This window comes from Arthrobacter sp. Ld5 (genome assembly GCF_051172775.1).
Lineage (GTDB): Bacteria > Actinomycetota > Actinomycetes > Actinomycetales > Micrococcaceae > Arthrobacter_D.
The window spans coordinates 1-19,814 of sequence record NZ_JBPKBO010000013.1 but is presented as its reverse complement, the minus strand read 5'-3'; the positions used below and the strand labels follow the sequence as shown (position 1 = coordinate 19,814).

Below are 19,814 nucleotides of genomic sequence, written 5' to 3'. Positions count from 1 at the left end.
GGGCGATGGCTCCAGCCCTCCGGATGGGTGCGCGGTACCCCGTTTCTGCCCGCAGGCCGCTTCCTCCCGAACTCGGTCCACGGGTGGGGTCCCGCACTCCGCCGGTTCCAGTCCGTTCGGCGCTGCCCACCGGGAGACGGTCCATACCGTAGGGTGATGGAGCCGCTGCCTGCCGGTACTCGTCCCACCCGCCGGAGAAGAGAATAAAACGAGTGCGCCCGCGTCGATCGCTGCTGATCGCCGTGCTCACTGTCGTGGCCGTCCTGGGAATCAGCGGTATTTCCTCGTGCTCCGGCCAGAGCTCGTCGGAGGTGTCCGGTTCGGTGGATTCCGCTACGGCCCCCGCCCGCATCAACGGTTTCCGGAGCGTCGGGTACTTCCCCCAGTGGGGGATCTACAAGCGCCAGTTCCCGATGAAGGCCCTCCAGGACTCGGGTGCTGCTGCGAACCTGAGCCATATCAACTACGCCTTCGGCAACATCCACCACGAGACGCTCACCTGCTTCGAGGCGAACAAGGCCCAGGGAGACGGCCCGGACGGATCCGACGGCGCATCCGATGCGTGGGCCGACTACGGGATGCCCTACGATGCCGCCGGCTCCATCGCGGGCATCGCGGACACGCCTGACCAGCCGCTGGCCGGGTCCTTCAACCAGTTACGGCAGCTGAAGGCCGCCAATCCCGGACTGCGCGCCGTGATCTCGCTCGGTGGCTGGACCTGGTCGAAGAACTTCTCACGCGCGGCGGCCACCGACGAGTCCCGGAAGGCGCTCGTCGCCTCCTGCATCGATCTGTATATCAAGGGAAACCTTCCGATGATCGATGGCAGGGGAGGTAGCGGGGCGGCAGCCGGCATCTTCGACGGTATCGACATCGACTGGGAGTGGCCCGGCAGCGACAACGGGCTCGAGGGGAACGGGGTGGACACCGAGAACGACGCCGAGAACCTCCGCCTCCTGCTCCGGGAGTTCCGTGAGCAGCTCGACACCTACGGTGCCACGACAGGAACCTCCTACACCCTGAGCGCCTTCCTCCCGGCGAACCCGGAGGATATCGAGGCCGGTGGGTGGAACGACCCGGAACTGTTCGAGTACCTCGACTTCGGGAACGTCCAGGGGTACGACCTGTGGGGAACTTGGGAGCCGAGGCTCACCGGCCACCACGGAAACCTCTTCGACGATCCGGATGACCCGCGCCCGGACGGTCGGCGCTACTCGGTGGACCGGACAATGCAGGTCTATCTCGACGCAGGCATCGATCCCGCCCAACTCGGACTCGGCCTCGCGATGTTCGGCAGGGGTTGGGCGGGCGCCGAGTTCGCCGAGCCCTGGGGTCCCGCCGTCGGGCCGGCTCCCGGGGACGAAGAACCCGGCCTCGAGGACTACGACGACCTGCGCGATGTCGGCGAGGAGTTCACCGATCCGGCGGCCGGGGCGGCCTGGCGGTTCGACGGCGATGCCTGGTGGAGTTTCGACAACCCCGAGACCGTGCGCCTCAAGAGCGAATACATCCTGGAGCTGGGGCTCGGCGGCGGCATGTGGTGGGACCTGGCCGGCAATCGGGACGGTTCCCTCCTGACCGTGCTTGCCGACCGGCTCCGCGATGCTCCTCAGGGTCCGGCCCGGGACAGGGTGACCCGCGAGACCGTGATCCAGCCCCCCGTCTCGCCCCCCGCGGCGGGCGGTACCCCGGCGTCCGGTGCTGCGCCGTCGGCCCCGTGGAGGCCGGTCGACGGCTGAGCCGATATCCGCGCCTGCCGAGGCGGTCGCGCAGCTGTGGCGGGTCCGCCACGAGGACACCCACCACCCGTGCGCGCCCGCGGCGGCTCCGCGAAGCGCGGTCACCACATCCGGCTATTGGTCTCCGCTACGAAGCCGCGCCCGTCGGAGAACCAGTGGATCGTCGGGCTGTTGCGCGCCGTCGGCGTCGTGAGCTCGGCGAACAGGTCGGCGTTGAACCGGTTGTTGAGTTCGGGGGAGCTGAGCACGGTGTCACGGGTGATGACGAACACCGGCCCCTTCAGGCCCTTGCTCTGGATGGACAGGTGCACCTCGGCGTGTTCATCCAGACGCGCTTTCAGGGCTCCGATCGCCGCCTGGACGTTCGCGTCGTCGTCCCAGACCGCCGCGTGCTGGTCCACGAACAGCCAGGCCATGGCGCTCCTCATCCGTACCGCGTGCCAGTTCCCGGGATCCGCCCGGTCCACGCCCGCGGGCTTCGGTGCTGCGGGCACCGTTCTAGCAAAGCACTGCGGAGAAGGCGTTTTCAAGCACGAGCCCCCGCACGGCGCGCAGAGCCGGGGCATCAGTGCAGAACCGGGGGGACGCCCCCGCGGGTCTGCGCACCCGCCGCGGCGGCCCCACCCACGGGCGGCCCCACCCTCGGCGGCCCCACCCTCGGTGGCCCGGCCGACGGCGACGGGAACGAGCTGCGACACCACATGTTGCTGGGGACGCGCTGGGGACTACCTGTGAAGCTTTGGTTGCAGCTCGGTAACAACACCTAATGGGCACCTCCGGGGGATACCTGTTGGTAACAATGTCCACTTAGGCTTTTGCTCACGTGAGTAGCGTCACCCCGTGCGGGTGACGTGCCGGCTGTCATGCAACACCGCCTGAAGCCGCACCACACTATGAAAGAGGAGGCGGAATGCGTTTCGGACGTACTTCCAAAGCTGTGGGAGTGGCTGCTGTCGCAGCGCTCGCATTGAGCGCCTGCGCTGCCAACACGGGGACCGAGTCCACCGACGAAGGCACCGAGGGCGAAGCAACCGGCGGAAACATCCGCGTCGTCGAGGTCAACGCCTTCAGCTCGTTCAACTCGAGCACTTCCGAGGGCAACGTGGACATCAACGGAAAGATCGCCTACGCGACCCACTCCGGCTTCGTCTACATCAACAACGATCTCGAGGTCGTGAAGAACGAAGACTTCGGCACCATGGAGGTCCTCTCCGAGGATCCCCTGAGCGTCAAGTACACGGTCAACGAAGGCGTCAACTGGTCCGACGGCGAACCGGTGGACGGCGGAGACCTGCTGATGGCGTGGGCCATCGAGTCCGGCTACTTCAACGACGCCAAGACGGACGACGCCGGTGAGGTCGTCTCCGGCGCTACGTACTTCGACTACGCGGGCGACACCAGCGGCCTCGGGCTCACCGAGCTCCCGGAGATCGGCGAGGACGGTCGCTCCATCACCCTGAACTACTCCGAGCCCTTCGCCGACTACGAGGTGGCTTTCGGCCTGATGAGCGAGGGTGGCATCGACACGCCCGCCCACGTCCTGGCCGAGAAGGCCGGCCTGGCCGACGAGGATGCGCTGATCGAGCTCATCAACACGACGCCCGCCGGCGATCCGGAGAAGCCCGTCGAGCGTCCCGAGATCCAGGCCCTGGCCGATTTCTGGAACACCGGCTTCGACACCAAGTCGCTCCCGACCGATCCCTCGCTCTTCCTCTCCAACGGCCCGTTCATCGCCTCGGCCATCACGCCGGACCAGTCGATGACGCTGACCCGCAACGAGGACTACGACTGGGGCCCGATGCCGAAGGTCGACGAGATCACCGTCCGCTACATCGGTGAGGCTCCCGCCCAGGTGCAGGCGCTGCAGAACGGCGAGGTGGACATCATCGCCCCGCAGGCATCGGCCGACACCGTCGAGCAGCTCGAGGGCCTCGAGGGCGTCACCGTGGAGCAGGGCAACCAGCTCTCCTACGATCACCTCGACCTGAACTTCAGCGGCGTCTTCGAGGACGAGAAGGTGCGTGAGGCGTTCATGAAGACCGTCCCGCGCCAGCAGCTCGTGGACACGATCGTCAAGAAGATCAACCCCGACGCCGAGCCGCTCGACTCGCAGCTGTTCCTCACGGATCAGGCGCCCTACGAGGAGTCCGCCGCCAACAACGGGTCGGAAGCCTACGCCGAGGTCGACATCGAGGGTGCGAAGGAACTCCTCGCAGGTGCCACGCCCGAGGTCCGCATCATGTACAACCGGGACAACCCGAACCGCCTGAACTCGTACACCCTGATCGCCGAATCGGCGGCCCAGGCCGGGTTCAAGGTCGTCGACGGCGGCCTCGGATCCTCCGACTGGGGAGCCGCGCTCGGCAACGGCACCTACGATGCGACGATCTTCGGCTGGATCAACTCGGGCGTCGGTGTGTCCGGCGTCCCGCAGATCTTCAAGTCCGGCAACGGCTCCAACTTCAACGGGTTCTCGAGCCCGGAGGCGGACGAGCTGATGGACGAGCTCATCGTGACGACGGATCCGGAGGAGCAGGACCGGCTCCAGATCGAGATCGACAAGCTGATCTGGGACTCGAAGTACGGACTGCCGCTCTTCCAGGTGCCCGGTGTCGATGCCTACAGCGACAACGTCACCGGCATCGAGTACATGCCGAACCAGACGGGCGTCTGGTGGAACTTCTGGGACTGGCAGGTAGTCCAGTAGCTCCGGGACCGTAACACGCTCGGCCGTAGAAGGAAGGCGCCGGGACGGGGGACTCGCCCGTCCTGGCGCCTTCTGCTGTGCCACTGAACTAGAATCTGCGTAACCACGGGAACCCCGTTCCCCGATCCAATCTTGAGGCCTGAAACCCATGGTGACCTACATCGTTCGGCGTCTGGTGACTGCCGTCCTCATCCTGTTCGGCGCATCGTTCGTCGTCTACCAGCTCACGGCCCTGTCCGGCGACCCGCTCGAGGACCTGCGTGCCAGCAACGCCCCTAACCGGGACGCGCTCATCCAGGCGCGGACCGAGCTCCTCGACCTGAACACGCCGGCACCCCTGCGGTACTTCGGCTGGCTCGCCGGGGCGGCCAAGTGCCTCGTCCCGTTCGCCGCCACCTGTGACCTCGGGACCAGCATCCAGGGGGAGGCCGTCACCACCGCGCTCAGCCGGGCGATGGGCAACACCATCGTGCTCGTCACCACCGCGACGATCCTGGCGATCATCATCGGGATCTCGCTCGGCATCATCACGGCCCTGCGCCAGTACAGCGGGCTCGATTACGGCGTCACCTTCATGTCCTTCCTGTTCTTCTCCCTCCCCATCTTCTGGCTGGCCGTCCTCCTCAAGGAGTTCGGCGCAATCGGGTTCAACAACTTCCTGGACGACCCCGACATACCCCCCACCACCATCGCCGTCGTCGCCATCGCGAGCGGACTGATCTGGGCGCTGTTCGCCAGCACGTCGTGGAAGCGCAAGGGGATCGCCTTCGTGCTCGGTGCCGTCTTCGCCGGGGCCCTGCTCTTCCTCCTCGACCTCGTGGGCTGGTTCGCCGCTCCCGGTCTCGGACCCATCGTCATCCTCCTCACCGGCGTCGGCATCGCCTTCGGGATCGTCCTGCTCACGGCCGGCCTCCGCAACCGCAAGGCCCTCTTCTCCTCGCTGATCATGGTGGCACTGGGCCTGGTCGCGTACTACGTCGTCAACCCGGTCCTCAACGCCGCGACCATCTGGATGATCATCATCCTGGCCGTCGTCACCGTGCTCGTCGGCATGGGCGTCGGCTACGCCATGGGCGGGTACGACCGCAGCCAGAGCATGCGCGCGGCGGCTCTCACCGGCCTGCTGATGGGGTTCCTGATCGTGGTGGACCGCTTCATGGTCACGTGGCCGTCCTACGTGAGCAATCCGCGGGTCCGCGGCAGGCCGATCGCGACGGTCGGCGCGGAGACGCCGGGGCTGGAGGGGACGTTCTGGATCAACGGCCTCGACACCTTCACGCACCTGCTGCTCCCCACCCTGGCGCTGCTGCTCGCCTCCCTCGCCAGCTACAGCCGCTACTCGCGTGCGTCCATGCTCGAGATCATGAACATGGACTACATCCGCACCGCCCGGGCCAAGGGCCTCAGCGAGCGGACGGTCGTCATGCGGCACGCGTTCCGCAACGCGCTGATCCCGCTCGCGACCCTCGTCGCCTTCGACATCGGCGCGCTGATCGGCGGCGCGATCATCACCGAACAGGTGTTCGCCTTCGCCGGCATGGGCCAGCTCTTCGTGCAGGCCCTCCAACGGACGGACCCCGACCCCATCATGGGCTTCTTCCTGGTGGCCGGCATCCTGGCGCTGGTCTTCAACCTCGTCGCCGACATCGCGTATTCGGTCCTCGATCCCCGCGTAAGGGTAAAAGCATGAGCATCCAGACACCCTCCGACGTCCCCAGCGCCGAACCCGCCGCGGCCGGCGCGCCCGAACGCCCCGTCGAACCCGAGGCGAAGGGCCTGTCGCAGGGCCAGATCGTCCGGAAGAAGTTCTTCGACAACACGGCCGCCATCGTCAGCCTCGTCGTCTTCGCCATCATCTTCCTGCTGGCCTTCACCTCCGTCGGATTCGCCGGGATCCCCGGGTGGTGGAAGTACAACCACACCGAGTTCCTCCCCCTGGTCAACGGGGGAGCCCCGACCGTCACCGGCCCCTTCAGCTGGGGCGAGCACCCGTTCGGCCAGGACTCGATCGGCCGCGACTACTTCGCCATGACGATGCGCGGCACGCAGAACTCGATCATCATCATGTTCATCATCGGTGCCCTCGCCGGACTCGTCGGGGTCATCATCGGCGCCTGCTCCGGGTACTTCCGCGGCTGGCCCGAGGCCGTGCTGATGCGCTTCACCGACGTCATCATCATCATCCCCGTGGTCCTCGCCGCGGCGACCCTCGGCGAGGCGGTCAACCGGTTCGTCGGAGCCGGCGCGCAGATCTGGCTCCTGGGACTGTTCCTCGGGCTCGTGCTCTGGACCGGCCTGGCACGCCTCGTCCGCGGCGAATTCCTGACGCTGCGCGAACGCGAGTTCGTCGACGCCGCGAAGATCGCCGGGGCCTCGAACACCCGGATCATCTTCAAGCACATCCTGCCGAACGCGGTGGGCGTCATCATCGTGAACACCACCCTGCTGATGTCCTCGGCCATCCTGCTCGAGACCGCCCTGAGCTACATCGGCTTCGGTGTGAAAGCGCCGGACGTCTCCCTCGGCCTCATCATCAGCCAGAACCAGGAGGCGTTCCAGACCCGGCCGTGGCTGTTCTGGTTCCCCGGCCTGTTCATCGTGCTGATCTGCCTGTGCATCAACTTCATCGGCGACGGCCTCCGCGACGCCTTCGACCCGCGGCAGAAGAAGTTCAGGGCGAGCCGTGCCAAGGAATCGGGAAAGCCCGCGGCCGCGTGAACAGAAGCCTAGGAACCCAGAGCCGGCGGGACGGTGCCGGCAGCTACCAGCAGGACCGCGACGGCGATGCACGGCCAGTTCCACCGGCGGCGCACACCGCCCGGATGGTCGACGTCGATCCGGCCGCTCTCCACGAGGGCCTGCCAGCGCGTCCGCACCTCGTAGGCGGCGTAGCCCGAGTCGGTGTTCTTCAGATCGCCGGGGCGGATGGACCCGCCGGGACCGTAACTCGTCGAGGGCAGGTTCCTGACGTGCTCGGGTTTGCCCGCGTGCGTTCCCCACACCCCGGGGGCCGGGGCCGCCCAGGCGGTGTAGGCGCCCGACGGCGTGACGAGCTTCAGCGCGTACTTGGTGTCGACGTCGATCAGCGCGGACCACGGGACCCGGATGGTCGCCAGGGGGTTGCGCAGGGTGACGGCGTCCTCGGTAAAGACCACCACCGGGTACCAGAACAGCCACCAGCCCGCATAGGCGACGCCGACCAGCGGCCAGCCGGCGATCAGCCCGGCCGGGCCCTGCTCGACGACGACGGTCGCCAGGCCTCCGAGTGCCACCAGCACGGCGACACCCGTGAACCAGACACTGGTGCGCGGCCTGAGCACGGTGGTCCCGGCCACCCTCGAGTTTTTCATGACTCCATGATCCCAGCACGGCTGCCGCTCGCGGCATCACAGGAGGGGCCGCGATCCTGCGGCGCCTCCATCACGAAGGAGGACCCCTCATGAGTACCCAGGTCATCGGCGGCACCGAGGACAGCGGAGCGGACCTGCCCTCCCCCCAGGGGCCCGTGCTCGAGGTCCGGAACCTCAGCGTGGACTTCGGCGTCGACAAGACATGGGTCCCGGCGGCCATCGGCCTCAACTACGAGGTGAACGCCGGGGAGGTGCTCGCGATCGTGGGGGAGTCCGGCTCCGGCAAGAGCGCGAGCTCGATGTCGTTGCTCGGTCTGCTGCCCTCCAACAGCCGCGTCACGGGCGAGGTGCTGCTCAACGGCAAGTCCGTCCTGACGATGTCCCCGGCCAGGCTGCGCCAGATCCGCGGCAATGACGTCGCCGTCATCTTCCAGGAACCCATGACGGCCCTGAACCCGGTGTACACGGTCGGCTTCCAGATCGTCGAGACGCTCCGCCTGCACAACGAGATCTCGCCCGACGAGGCGAAGCAGCGTGCGCTGCGCCTCCTGCAGATGGTCGAACTCCCGGATCCGGACAAGGCCTTCCGGTCCTACCCGCACCAGCTCTCCGGCGGCCAGCGCCAGCGTGCCATGATCGCCCAGTCGTTGTCCTGCGATCCCAAGCTCCTCATCGCCGACGAGCCCACCACGGCCCTCGATGTGACGGTGCAGGCGGAGATCCTCGACCTCATGCGCAACCTGAAGGGCCAGCTCAACAGCGCGATCGTCCTGATCACCCACGACATGGGCGTGGTCGCGGACCTCGCGGACCGCATCGCCGTGATGCGCCAGGGCCGCATCGTGGAGACCGGCACGGCGGAGCAGATCTTCACGAACCCGCAGCACGAGTACACCAGGGCGCTCCTCGCGGCGGTGCCCCACCTCGGGCAGGGGGACGGCGACGACGACGTCGACATCACCGCGGCACTCGCGGCGGCGACGCACACGGAACTGCAGACGGTCGACCAGGACGAGCTGCAGCGACGGGAGCAGGACGTGCTCGCGCAGCTCGCGCGCACGGAGCGCGAGGCCCGGCAGGGGACTGCCGGGGCGGCGCCCGTCCTCGAACTCGTCGACGTGGCCATCGAGTACCCGAAACAGGGGAGGGTGCCGGCGTTCCGCGCCGTCGAGGGGGCGAACCTGACGGTGTATCCCGGGCAGGTCATCGGCCTCGTCGGGGAGTCGGGCTCGGGGAAGACGACCATCGGCCGGGCCGCCGTCGGGCTGCTGCCCGTCGCGGAGGGGTCCATGAGGGTGGTCGGCACGGACATCTCGGGGTTCCGCCCCACCTCCAAGGAGCTCGCCAAGGTCCGCCGCCACGTCGGCATGGTGTTCCAGGACCCGTCGTCCTCGCTGAACCCGCGGCTCCCCATCGGCGAGAGCATCGGCGAGCCGATGTACCTGGCGGGGGAGGCGAAGGGCGGCGAGCTGCAGAAGCGCATCGAGGCGCTCCTCGACCAGGTGGAGCTGCCGCGCTCCTACCGCAACAGGTACCCGCACGAGCTCTCCGGCGGACAGAAGCAGCGGGTCGGGATCGCCCGGGCCCTGTCCCTCAAGCCGAAGCTGATGGTCGCTGACGAGCCGACCTCCGCCCTCGACGTCTCCGTGCAGGCGAAGGTCCTGGACCTGTTCCAGAACCTGCAGCGCGAGCTCGGCTTCGCCTGCCTCTTCGTCACCCACGACCTGGCCGTCGTCGACGTCCTCGCCGACTACATCTGCGTGATGCAGCGCGGCCGGATCGTCGAGCAGGGACCCCGGGACCAGATCCTGCGCAACCCGCAGAACCCGTACACGCAGCGGCTGCTCGCGGCGGTTCCGCTGCCCGATCCCGAGAAGCAGCGGGAACGCCGCGAGCTCCGCGCCAAGCTGCTGGCGACCACGGACTGACCGCAGGCCAGGAGCCCGCCCTGCCCCCGCAGGGCGGGCTCTTCCGTGTGTCGTGAGGACGTGGCGGTGGCCCCCGGCGCCCGATGATGTTCATCGAAGCAACAGAACGGGCATATGATTTCTCGTTGTGAGTTGGCTCTCGCTATCTGCGGGGGCCGCTGAACCGGCCAGATCCGGGCCGGAACGACCCAATCATTAGGAGGCGGAATGCGTTTCACGCGCAATTCCAAGATGCTCAGCGTCGCGGCCATCGCCGCGCTGTCCCTGAGCGCATGCGGCGGCGGAGACACCGAATCCGGCGCCGAGGGTGGCAACGCAGAAGCCGTGATCGTGGTGGACGGCTCCGAGCCCCAGAACCCGCTGATCCCCACCAGCACCAACGAGGTGGGCGGCGGGGCGATCCTCGACCTCATCTTCGCGGGCCTCGTCAGCTACGACGCCGACGGCAAGTCCCAGAACGAGATGGCGGAGTCCATCGAGACCGAGGACGCCCAGAACTACACGATCACGCTCAAGGAAGGCAAGACCTTCACCAACGGTGACCCCGTCACCGCGAGTTCCTTCGTGGATGCCTGGAACTACGGCGCCGCCGCGAAGAACGCCCAGCTCTCCAGCTACTTCTTCGAGAGCATCGAAGGCTATGCCGAGGCGAGCGCGGAGGGCTCCACCTTGGAGACCATGAGCGGCCTGAAGGTCGTCGACGACCGGACGTTCACGGTCAAGCTGTCCCAGCCGGAATCCGACTGGCAGCTGCGCCTGGGCTACAGCGCGTTCTACCCGCTGCCGGCCGCCGCGCTCGAGGACCCCGCCGCGTTCGGTGAGAACCCGATCGGCAACGGGCCCTATAAGTTCGCGTCCGAGGGTGCCTGGCAGCACAACCAGCAGATCGAGCTCGTGCCCAACGACGAGTACGAGGGCCCGCAGGCCGCCCAGAACGGGGGCGTGACGTTCAAGATCTACCAGAACGACACGACGGCCTACCAGGACCTGATCTCGGACAACCTGGACGTGCTCAAGACCATCCCGACGAGCGACATCAAGAACTTCAAGAACGATCTCGGCGAGCGGTCCATCGAGTCGCCGTACGCGGGCAACCAGACCATTGCCGTGCCGTACTACCTCCCGAACTGGGAGGGCGAGGCCGGGAAGCTGCGGCGCCAGGCGCTGTCGATGGCGATCAACCGTGACGAGATCACCGAGGTCATCTTCAACGGCGGCCGCGAACCGGCGAAGGACTTCACCGCTCCCGTCCTCGACGGCTACAGCGCGGACCTGCCGGGCAGCGAGAACCTCGAGTACAACCCGGAGGAGGCCAAGAAGCTCTGGGCCGAAGCCGAGGAAATCTCGCCCTACGACGAGTCGCAGCCCCTGACCATCGGCTACAACGCCGACAAGGGCGACCACAAGACGTGGGTCGAGGCCGTGGTGAACAACATCAAGAACAACCTCGGCATCGAGGTCGCGGGCAAGCCCTACGCCACGTTCAAGGAGGCCCGCACCGAGGCGACGGACGAGACCCTCACGGGTGCCCTGCGTGCCGGCTGGCAGGCCGACTACCCGTCCCTGTACAACTTCCTCGGACCCATCTACGCCACCGGTGCCGGGTCCAACGACGCCCGCTACAGCAACCCCGAGTTCGACCAGCAGCTGAAGGACGGACTCGCCGCGAGCTCGGTCGAGGAGGGCAACGAGGCCATGAACACGGCCCAGGAACACCTCCTGGAGGACCTCCCGGCCATCCCGCTGTGGTACCAGGTCGCCCAGGGTGGCTGGAGCAACAACGTGGACGACGTCGAGTTCGGCTGGAACGGCGTCCCGCTCTACTACGCCATCACCGGCAAGTAACCCGTAACGGTCTCGGGGTCTGCCCGGCACAGGGCAGGCCCCTTTTCCGTGCTCCAACGAAAAGGTCCGACACCTCATGAGCAACGCCCACCCGCATCCCGTCCGGATGCACGCCGCACCGGGAGGTGCGCACTGATGGTCTGGTACATCGTCCGCCGCGTCCTGCAGCTGATCCCCGTCTTCCTCGGTGCCACGCTGCTGGTGTACTTCCTCGTCTTCAGCCTCCCGGGTGACGCCACCGCCGCGATCTGCGGCGAGCGCGGCTGCACGCCCGCCGTCGTCGCCGGCCTGCGCGAGCAGTACAACCTCGACCAGCCCTTCTGGATCCAGTACCTGCTCTACCTCAAGGGCGTACTGACCTTCGACCTCGGCACCAACTTCTCCGGCCGCCCGATCGCGACGATCATCGCCGAGGTCTTCCCGACCACCGCGAAACTCGCACTCATGGCCCTGGTCATCGAAGCCGTCTTCGGCATCGTCTTCGGCCTCATCGCCGGTCTCCGCAAGGGCAGGATCTTCGATTCGTCGGTCCTCGTCGTGTCCCTGATCGTCATCGCGGTGCCCATCTTCGTGCTCGGCTTCCTGATGCAGTTCCTGATCGGCGTCAAGCTCCAGTGGACCAACCCGACCGTGAGCGGGGACGCCACGTTCACCGAGCTCCTGCTGCCGGCCGTGGTCCTGGGGCTGGTGTCCTTCGCCTACGTACTGCGCCTGACACGGACCAGCATCATCGAGAACGTCAACGCCGACTACGTGCGCACCGCCACGGCCAAGGGCCTCAGTCGCCGCCGCGTGGTCGTCGTTCACGTCCTCCGCAACTCCCTCATCCCCGTCGTGACGTTCCTCGGTGCCGACCTCGGCGCCCTCATGGGCGGCGCGATCGTGACCGAGGGGATCTTCAACGTCAACGGGGTCGGCAACACCCTGTACCGCGCCGTCCTGAACGGTGACGGAGCGATGGTCGTCTCGATCGTCACGTTCCTGATCCTCATCTTCTGCCTCGCGAACCTGCTGGTGGATCTCCTGTACGCGTGGCTGGACCCAAGGATTCGATATGCCTGAACCGACATCACCCTCCGCCGCCGGCGGGGCCATCACCGACGCCCCCGTGCGGGTGGTAAGCACCAAGACGTCCGCCTACCCGATCGAGCACTTCGTGGCCGATCCCGACGAGACGCCGGTCCGGGCCACGGACAGCACGGTCTCCGACGCCGCGCCGCGCAGCCTCTGGGGCGAGGCGTGGCGCAGCCTGCGGAAGCAGCCGCTGTTCATCATCAGCGCGCTCCTGATCCTCGCGGTCATCTTCGTGGCCCTGTTCCCCGGGCTCTTCACGAGCGAGCCGCCCAACGAGAACTGCCTGCTCGAGAACTCGGACGGCGGCCCGGCGCCGGGCCACCCGCTCGGCTTCACCGTGCAGGGCTGCGACATCCTCTCCCGCGTGGTGCACGGCACGCAGTCCTCGCTGACCGTCGGCCTGTTCGCCACGCTCGGGGTGGTCCTCATCGGTGGCCTCATCGGCGCCCTGGCGGGCTTCTTCGGTGGCTGGGTCGATGCGATCCTGGCCCGCGTGGGGGACATCTTCTTCGCGCTCCCGCTGATCCTCGGCGCCATCGTCGTCGTGCAGCTGCCCGTGTTCCAGCAGAACCGCAACGTGTGGACGCTCGTCGTCATCCTCGTGGCCTTCGGCTGGCCGCAGATCGCGCGCATCACCCGGGCGGCGGTCATCGAGGTTCGGAACGCCGATTTCGTCACTGCGGCCCGCTCGCTGGGCGTCTCGCCCCTGGGCGCGCTCGTGAAGCACGTCATTCCCAATGCGCTGGCTCCGGTCATCGTCATCGCGACGATCTCGCTCGGCACGTTCATCGTGGCGGAGTCGACGCTGTCCTTCCTCGGTATCGGGCTCCCGCCCGACGTCATGTCGTGGGGCAATGACATCTTCTCGGCGAAGCCGTCGCTGCGCAGCAACCCCATGGCGATCTTCTGGCCGGGCCTCGCCCTGTCGATCACCGTTCTGAGCTTCATCATGCTGGGCGACGCCCTGCGTGACGCTCTCGACCCGAAGGCACGCAAACGATGAGCCACACCACATACACGGGGACGCGCGACCACGCCGCCGACGAGGCGGTGCCCCGGCCGCTCCTCGAGCTCCGGGACCTCGCCATCACCTTCTCGACGTCGAACGGGGACGTCCCGGCGGTGCGCAACGCGCACCTGACCGTGATGCCCGGCGAGACCGTCGCGATCGTGGGGGAGTCGGGCTCCGGCAAGTCGACGACGGCGCTCGCCGCGATCGGCCTCCTGCCCGCCAACGGCAGGGTGTCGAACGGCAGCATCATCTTCGACGGCGAGGACATCACCCACGCCCCCGAGAAGCGCATCGTCGAGCTGCGCGGGTCCTCGATCGGGATGGTCCCCCAGGACCCGATGTCCAACCTGAACCCCGTCTGGAAGATCGGGTTCCAGGTGCGGGAGACGTTGAGGGCGAACGGGCTCCCCAGCGGTCCGCAGGACGTCGCCACGGTGCTCTCGGAGGCGGGGCTGCCCGACGCCGCGTCCCGCGCCAACCAGTACCCGCACGAGTTCTCGGGCGGTATGCGCCAGCGCGCCCTGATCGCGATCGGGCTGTCCTGCCGGCCCCGGCTGCTCATCGCCGACGAGCCGACGTCCGCCCTGGACGTCACCGTGCAGCGGCAGATCCTGGATCACCTGGACACCATGACCGAGCAGCTCGGCACCGCCGTGCTGCTCATCACCCATGATCTCGGCCTCGCCGCCGAGCGTGCGCACAAGGTCATCGTGATGTACAAGGGACGGGTCGTCGAGGCCGGCCCGGCCCTCGAGCTGCTCACCAACCCCCGCCACCCCTACACGCAGAAGCTCGTGGCGTCCGCGCCGTCGATCGCCTCGCGCCGGATCGCGTCCGCGAAGAAAGCCGGCATCGAGACGGACGACCTGCTGGCCCCCGTGACGCAGGACGGAGCCGTCCGGGACCGGGTGATCGAGGTCGAGGACCTGACGAAGGTCTTCAAGATCCGCGGCAACTGGGGCAAGTCCACCGAGTTCACCGCGGTGGACAAGGTGTCCTTCTCCATCGCCCGCGGGACCACCACTGCCGTGGTGGGGGAGTCGGGGTCGGGGAAGTCGACCGTCGCGAAGATGGTCCTGGGCCTGGAGGGCGCGACGTCCGGCAGCATCCGGTTCGACGGCACGGACATCACCACGCTCGGTCGCAGGGAGATGTTCGACTTCCGCCGCCGTGTGCAGCCGATCTTCCAGGATCCCTACGGCTCGCTCGACCCGATGTACAACATCTACCGGACCATCGAGGAGCCGTTGCGCGTCCACGGCGTGGGGGACGCCAGGGGCAGGGAGAAGAAGGTGCGCGAGCTGCTCGACCAGGTGGCGCTGCCGTCCACGATGATGCAGCGCTTCCCCAACGAGCTCTCGGGCGGGCAGCGGCAGCGCGTCGCCATCGCCCGCGCCCTGGCCCTCGACCCCGAGGTGGTCATCTGCGACGAGGCCGTCTCGGCGCTCGACGTGCTGGTCCAGGCGCAGATCCTGAACCTGCTCACCGATCTGCAGTCGGAGCTCGGCCTGAGCTACCTGTTCATCACTCACGACCTCGCGGTGGTCCGGCAGATCGCCGACCACGTGGCCGTCATGGAGAAGGGCAGGGTCGTGGAGCAGGGCACCACCGACGAGGTGTTCGACAACCCCCGGACCGCCTACACGCAGGCCCTGCTCGCGGCGATCCCCGGGGCCGGGCTGGTGCTGCCTCCAGAGGTGGCCTGAGCCGGGGCAGCGGCCACGTGCCCTGACCCGTCGGCCGGGCGAGGTCGAGCAGGCGGTCCCCGGTCCGGGGGCCGCCTGCTGCCCGGGGGAGGTGAGACCCGTCACCGGGATAACGATGCGCGTACGATTCGCGGCCGTGTCCCACGCGGGGTGCGCACGCGCGCCATCGCCGTCCTCACGCCGATCTTCAGGGGTGACGACGGCGGAGTGTACGGCGTCGGAGCGGCTTCCGGTCTCCCGACTTTCGCCTCTTGACGGGGAGATCCTCTGTAGGCTTGGTAGTTGCCCTGTGACACCGCGCTACTGCGTCGCGTCACGTCGCATCATCCAAGGAGACGATTCATGAGTATCAAACCCCCGGAACAGGCCGCGGCCGTTCCGCCCGCGCCGCAGGACACGGCGGGGAGAACGAGCACGGGACAAAGAGCGCGATTGGCCCTGCCGGTGTTCGTGCCGGCCGCGGTCCTGATCATGGTTTTCGTCGCGTTCGCCCTCGTTTCCCCGGACACCGCGGCCACCGTGTTCGCGGGCCTCCAGGAGAACGTGATCGGTGCCTTCGGCTGGTACTACGTGGCCATCGTGGCCTTCTTCGTCGTGTTCTCGCTGTGGGTGGGGTTCAGCCGCTACGGTGACATCCGCCTCGGCAAGGACGACGACAAGCCCGAGTTCTCCGTCATGTCCTGGTTCGCCCTGCTCTTCGCCGCAGGTATGGGCATCGGGCTCGTGTTCTGGGGGGTGGCCGAACCGCTCAACCACTTCGCCAGTCCGCGCCCGGGCGTCACCGGCACGGATCTCCAGGTCGGCCAGCAGGCCATCACCCAGACCTTCCTGCACTGGGGGCTGCACGCCTGGAGCATCTACGTCGTCGTCGGTCTCTCGATCGCCTACGCCGTGCACCGCCGCGGCCGCCCGATCTCCATCCGCTGGACGCTCGAACCCCTGCTGGGCGACCGCGTCAAGGGCGCCTGGGGCCACGCCATCGACGTCGTCGCCCTCGTCGGCACGCTGTTCGGTGTCGCCACCTCGCTCGGCCTCGGTGTCCTCCAGATCTCCTCGGGCCTCGACAGCGCCGGCATCCTCGCCGCCACGGAAGCCACGCAGGTCGGCCTGATCCTCTGCATCACCGCGCTGACCATCGTGTCCGTGATCTCCGGCGTGGGCAAGGGGATGAAGTGGCTGTCGAACATCAACCTCGTCCTCGCCGGGCTGCTCCTGCTCGTGGTGCTCTTCGCGGGCCCCACGCTCTTCCTCCTGCGCGAGTTCGTCCAGTCCATCGGCAACTACCTGCAGAACGTCGTCGGCCTGACCTTCAACACGCTGGCCTTCTCCGGTGCGGAGGGTGAGGCCTGGCAGGCGGCCTGGACCACGTTCTACTGGGGCTGGTGGATGTCGTGGGCCCCGTTCGTGGGCATCTTCATCGCCCGGATCTCGAAGGGGCGCACGGTCCGCGAATTCGTGGCCGGTGTCCTCCTCGTCCCCACCACGCTGGGCTTCCTGTGGTTCTCCGTGCTCGGCGGCTCCGCCATCTACCGCGAGATCTTCGGCCAGGGCGGCCTGATCGCCGAGGACGGCACCGTGGACACCGAGAACGCCCTGTTCGGGCTGCTGAGTGGACTGCCGGGCGGTCCCGCGCTGGTCATCGGGGCCATCCTCCTGATCGCCATCTTCTTCATCACCTCCGCCGATTCGGGCGCCCTCGTGATGAGCATGATCTCCACGGGCGGCGACCCGAATCCGAGGAACTGGATCCGGGTGTTCTGGGCGGTGCTCGCAGCGGCCGTCGCCATCTCCCTGCTCCTGGTCGGCGACACCGGCCTGAGCTCCATCCAGACCGCGGCGATCCTCACGGCGCTCCCCTTCAGCCTCGTGATGCTCGCCATGTGCGTCTCCACGGCGAAGGCGTTCCACGGCGAGCACCGGGCCTGGCAGGCCACCCAGCGCAGGCTGGCCGCGACCGCCATGGCGGACCGCGTGACCGACCAGGTCAACGAGTCGATGTCCGACCAGGTGGAGCGGCAGGTCCAGGAGCACCTCGCCGACCACGCGTCGGACACCCCGTCGGAGGGCGCCGCGGTCCCCGGTCAGCGTGCTGACGGCAAGGCGGGCACCCGCTTCCGGCGGCCCGCCCGACCGTAGGCACACCCCCGCGATCCACGCACGACGGCGGCGGTCCTCCCTTCGGGGAGGGCCGCCGCCGTCGTCGTCCCGGACCCTCCGTCGGGACCGGCCGACATCGTGCATTAGGTCTGTTTTTGCCGTGTCCCCTAGACTGGTAAGAGGGCGTGCATTGCAGCCGCCGTCATTTTCCCCGCAGTAGATACCGAATTGAGTAATAACGCATGTCTGAAACCACAGGCAACACCGCTGTTCGCAGCGACCTCCGCAACGTAGCCATCGTGGCCCACGTTGACCACGGAAAGACCACGCTGGTCGACGCCATGCTGAAGCAGACCAACTCGTTCGCTGCACACGGCGACGTCGCCGATCGCGTCATGGACTCCGGCGACCTCGAGCGCGAGAAGGGCATCACCATCCTCGCGAAGAACACCACGGTGTTCTACGACGGCCCCTCGGCCAACGGCGAGACCATCACCATCAACGTCATCGACACCCCGGGCCACGCCGACTTCGGCGGCGAGGTGGAGCGCGGCCTCTCCATGGTCGACGGCGTCGTCCTCCTCGTCGACGCGTCCGAGGGCCCCCTGCCCCAGACGCGCTTCGTGCTCCGCAAGGCCCTCGCGGCGAAGCTCCCCGTGATCCTGCTGGTCAACAAGACCGACCGCCCCGACTCCCGCATCGAGGAGGTCGTCAGCGAATCGATGGACCTCCTCCTCGGCCTCGCGTCCGACCTCGCCGACGAGGTCCCCGACCTCGACCTCGACTCGATCCTCAACGTGCCCGTCGTCTACGCGGCGGCCCGCGTCGGTGCCGCCTCCGTCGAGCAGCCGGCCGATGGCACCGCGCCGGCCAACGACAACCTGGAACCGCTGTTCAAGACGATCATCGACCACATCCCGGCGCCCCGCTACAACCCCGACGGCGTCCTGCAGGCCCACGTCACCAACCTCGACGCCTCGCCGTTCCTCGGCCGCCTCGCGCTGCTGCGCATCTTCAACGGCACGCTGCGCAAGGGCCAGCAGGTCGCCTGGGCCCGCCAGAACGGTGAGCTCAAGACCGTCAAGATCACCGAGCTCCTCGCCACCAAGGCGCTGGACCGCGTGCCCACCGACTCGGCCGGACCCGGCGAGATCGTCGCCGTCGCCGGCATCGAGGGCATCACCATCGGCGAGACGCTCACCGACGTCGACAACCCCCAGCCCCTGCCGCTGATCACCGTCGACGACCCCGCGATCTCCGTCACCATCGGCATCAACACCTCGCCGCTCGCCGGCAAGGTCAAGGGCGCCAAGGTCACCGCACGCCAGGTCAAGGACCGCCTCGACAAGGAGCTCATCGGCAACGTCTCGCTCCGCGTCCTCCCCACGGCCCGCCCCGACGCGTGGGAGGTCCAGGGCCGCGGCGAGCTCGCGCTCGCCATCTTGGTGGAGCAGATGCGCCGCGAGGGCTTCGAGCTCACGGTCGGCAAGCCGCAGGTGGTCACGAAGACCATCGACGGCAAGATCCACGAGCCGATGGAGCACATGACCATCGACGTCCCCGAGGAGTACCTCGGCGGGGTCACGCAGCTCATGGCCGCCCGCAAGGGCCGCATGACCAACATGGCCAACCACGGCACCGGATGGGTGCGCATGGAGTTCATCGTCCCCGCCCGCGGCCTGATCGGCTTCCGCACCCGCTTCCTGACCGACACCCGCGGCGCCGGCATCGCCGCATCGATCTCCGAGGGCTACGAGCCGTGGGCCGGTGACATCGAATACCGCACCAACGGCTCGATGATCGCCGACCGCTCCGGCGTCGTCACCCCGTTCGCGATGATCAACCTGCAGGAACGCGGCTCCTTCTTCGTGCAGCCCACCTCCGAGGTGTACGAAGGCATGATCGTCGGCGAGAACTCGCGCGCCGACGACATGGACGTCAACATCACGAAGGAGAAGAAGCTCACCAACATGCGTGCGGCCTCCTCCGACACCTTCGAGAACCTGACCCCTCCGCGCAACCTCACGCTCGAGGAGTCCCTCGAGTTCGCCCGCGAGGACGAGTGCGTCGAGGTGACGCCGGAGTCCATCCGCATCCGCAAGGTCATCCTCGACGCCAACGAGCGCCTGCGCGCCTCGCGTTCGCGCGCCCGGGCCTAGTCCCCGACGGAGCCGTCAGCACCATGACCCACGACGACGCCGGTCCTTCCCGGCAGGGGAAGGACCGGCGTCGTCGTGGGTCATGGTGCTGACGGCTCCGTCGGGTGCGCGGTGCGCGTAGTCCTCGATGACCGACCGGATGCGCCCCATCATCTCGGCACGGTGTTCGTCGTTGAGCCGGACCCCGACGCGCCAGA

Annotated in this window: 13 protein-coding genes and 1 pseudogene; 11 read left to right on the top strand and 3 right to left on the bottom strand. The window is 67.8% G+C overall.

The window, feature by feature from the left end:
* The first annotated feature begins 323 nt into the window (after positions 1 to 323).
* Positions 324 to 1,739, top strand: a complete 1,416-nt coding sequence (locus ACSGDB_RS04240) for a glycoside hydrolase family 18 protein (RefSeq protein WP_434993113.1) — start codon at positions 324 to 326, stop codon at positions 1,737 to 1,739.
* A gap of 101 nt (positions 1,740 to 1,840) precedes the next feature.
* On the opposite strand, the gene ACSGDB_RS04235 is transcribed toward ACSGDB_RS04240, so the two are convergent.
* The gene (locus tag ACSGDB_RS04235; protein WP_434993112.1) at positions 1,841 to 2,233 is read right to left on the bottom strand and encodes a hypothetical protein; all 393 of its coding nucleotides are present in this window, start codon (positions 2,231 to 2,233) and stop codon (positions 1,841 to 1,843) included.
* Positions 2,234 to 2,649: 416 nt separating this feature from the next.
* Between ACSGDB_RS04235 and ACSGDB_RS04230 the strand changes: the two genes are divergently transcribed.
* The 3 genes from ACSGDB_RS04230 (at position 2,650) to ACSGDB_RS04220 (ending at position 7,164) form a co-directional block, all read left to right on the top strand.
* Entirely contained in the window at positions 2,650 to 4,446 is a 1,797-nt protein-coding gene (locus ACSGDB_RS04230) for an ABC transporter family substrate-binding protein (RefSeq protein ID WP_434993110.1), read from the top strand.
* Between the two features lie 148 nt (positions 4,447 to 4,594).
* The gene (locus ACSGDB_RS04225) at positions 4,595 to 6,136 is read left to right on the top strand and encodes an ABC transporter permease (protein WP_434993108.1); all 1,542 of its coding nucleotides are present in this window, start codon (positions 4,595 to 4,597) and stop codon (positions 6,134 to 6,136) included.
* Positions 6,133 to 7,164: an ABC transporter permease gene (locus ACSGDB_RS04220; RefSeq protein ID WP_434993107.1), complete on the top strand. Its 1,032-nt coding sequence runs from the start codon at positions 6,133 to 6,135 to the stop codon at positions 7,162 to 7,164. Before ACSGDB_RS04225 ends, ACSGDB_RS04220 begins: the two co-directional genes overlap by 4 nt.
* Positions 7,165 to 7,172: 8 nt before the next feature.
* Here ACSGDB_RS04220 and ACSGDB_RS04215 read toward each other — a convergent pair whose 3' ends face one another.
* Positions 7,173 to 7,796 (bottom strand): PH domain-containing protein, encoded by a 624-nt coding sequence (locus tag ACSGDB_RS04215; protein WP_434993106.1) that lies wholly within the window; start codon positions 7,794 to 7,796, stop codon positions 7,173 to 7,175.
* Positions 7,797 to 7,885: 89 nt separating this feature from the next.
* On the opposite strand from ACSGDB_RS04215, the gene ACSGDB_RS04210 reads away from it, so the two are divergent.
* From ACSGDB_RS04210 to typA, 7 genes are all read left to right on the top strand, one after another.
* Complete coding sequence (locus ACSGDB_RS04210) at positions 7,886 to 9,724, top strand: ABC transporter ATP-binding protein (protein WP_434993103.1); 1,839 nt, start codon at positions 7,886 to 7,888, stop codon at positions 9,722 to 9,724.
* Positions 9,725 to 9,931: 207 nt separating this feature from the next.
* The gene (locus tag ACSGDB_RS04205) at positions 9,932 to 11,569 is read left to right on the top strand and encodes a peptide ABC transporter substrate-binding protein (protein ID WP_434993102.1); all 1,638 of its coding nucleotides are present in this window, start codon (positions 9,932 to 9,934) and stop codon (positions 11,567 to 11,569) included.
* A gap of 135 nt (positions 11,570 to 11,704) precedes the next feature.
* Positions 11,705 to 12,631 (top strand): ABC transporter permease, encoded by a 927-nt coding sequence (locus tag ACSGDB_RS04200; RefSeq protein ID WP_434993101.1) that lies wholly within the window; start codon positions 11,705 to 11,707, stop codon positions 12,629 to 12,631.
* On the top strand, positions 12,624 to 13,646 hold the full coding sequence (locus ACSGDB_RS04195) for an ABC transporter permease (RefSeq protein WP_434993100.1): 1,023 nt from the start codon (positions 12,624 to 12,626) through the stop codon (positions 13,644 to 13,646). The genes ACSGDB_RS04200 and ACSGDB_RS04195 overlap by 8 nt, the downstream gene beginning before the upstream one ends.
* The gene (locus tag ACSGDB_RS04190) at positions 13,643 to 15,361 is read left to right on the top strand and encodes a dipeptide ABC transporter ATP-binding protein (protein ID WP_434993099.1); all 1,719 of its coding nucleotides are present in this window, start codon (positions 13,643 to 13,645) and stop codon (positions 15,359 to 15,361) included. Before ACSGDB_RS04195 ends, ACSGDB_RS04190 begins: the two co-directional genes overlap by 4 nt.
* Positions 15,362 to 15,703: 342 nt before the next feature.
* Positions 15,704 to 17,497, top strand: coding sequence for a BCCT family transporter (locus ACSGDB_RS04185; RefSeq protein ID WP_434993098.1), 1,794 nt, complete (start codon positions 15,704 to 15,706; stop codon positions 17,495 to 17,497).
* 203 nt (positions 17,498 to 17,700) lie between these two features.
* Complete coding sequence (gene typA, locus ACSGDB_RS04180) at positions 17,701 to 19,617, top strand: translational GTPase TypA (RefSeq protein ID WP_434993097.1); 1,917 nt, start codon at positions 17,701 to 17,703, stop codon at positions 19,615 to 19,617.
* A gap of 15 nt (positions 19,618 to 19,632) precedes the next feature.
* On the opposite strand, the pseudogene ACSGDB_RS04175 reads toward typA, so the two are convergent.
* A pseudogene (locus ACSGDB_RS04175) lies at positions 19,633 to 19,814 on the bottom strand (hypothetical protein); the annotation flags it as partial.

Bases quoted from the DNA above. Each gene is read 5' to 3' on its own strand.
- ACSGDB_RS04230 (WP_434993110.1), top strand. From the start codon at position 2,650: ATGCGTTTCGGACGTACTTCCAAAGCTGTGGGAGTGGCTGCTGTCGCA.
- ACSGDB_RS04225 (WP_434993108.1), top strand. From the start codon at position 4,595: ATGGTGACCTACATCGTTCGGCGTCTGGTGACTGCCGTCCTCATCCTG.
- ACSGDB_RS04220 (WP_434993107.1), top strand. From the start codon at position 6,133: ATGAGCATCCAGACACCCTCCGACGTCCCCAGCGCCGAACCCGCCGCG.
- ACSGDB_RS04215 (WP_434993106.1), bottom strand. From the start codon at position 7,796: ATGAAAAACTCGAGGGTGGCCGGGACCACCGTGCTCAGGCCGCGCACC.
- ACSGDB_RS04210 (WP_434993103.1), top strand. From the start codon at position 7,886: ATGAGTACCCAGGTCATCGGCGGCACCGAGGACAGCGGAGCGGACCTG.
- ACSGDB_RS04205 (WP_434993102.1), top strand. From the start codon at position 9,932: ATGCGTTTCACGCGCAATTCCAAGATGCTCAGCGTCGCGGCCATCGCC.
- ACSGDB_RS04200 (WP_434993101.1), top strand. From the start codon at position 11,705: ATGGTCTGGTACATCGTCCGCCGCGTCCTGCAGCTGATCCCCGTCTTC.
- ACSGDB_RS04195 (WP_434993100.1), top strand. From the start codon at position 12,624: ATGCCTGAACCGACATCACCCTCCGCCGCCGGCGGGGCCATCACCGAC.
- ACSGDB_RS04190 (WP_434993099.1), top strand. From the start codon at position 13,643: ATGAGCCACACCACATACACGGGGACGCGCGACCACGCCGCCGACGAG.
- ACSGDB_RS04185 (WP_434993098.1), top strand. From the start codon at position 15,704: ATGAGTATCAAACCCCCGGAACAGGCCGCGGCCGTTCCGCCCGCGCCG.
- typA (WP_434993097.1), top strand. From the start codon at position 17,701: ATGTCTGAAACCACAGGCAACACCGCTGTTCGCAGCGACCTCCGCAAC.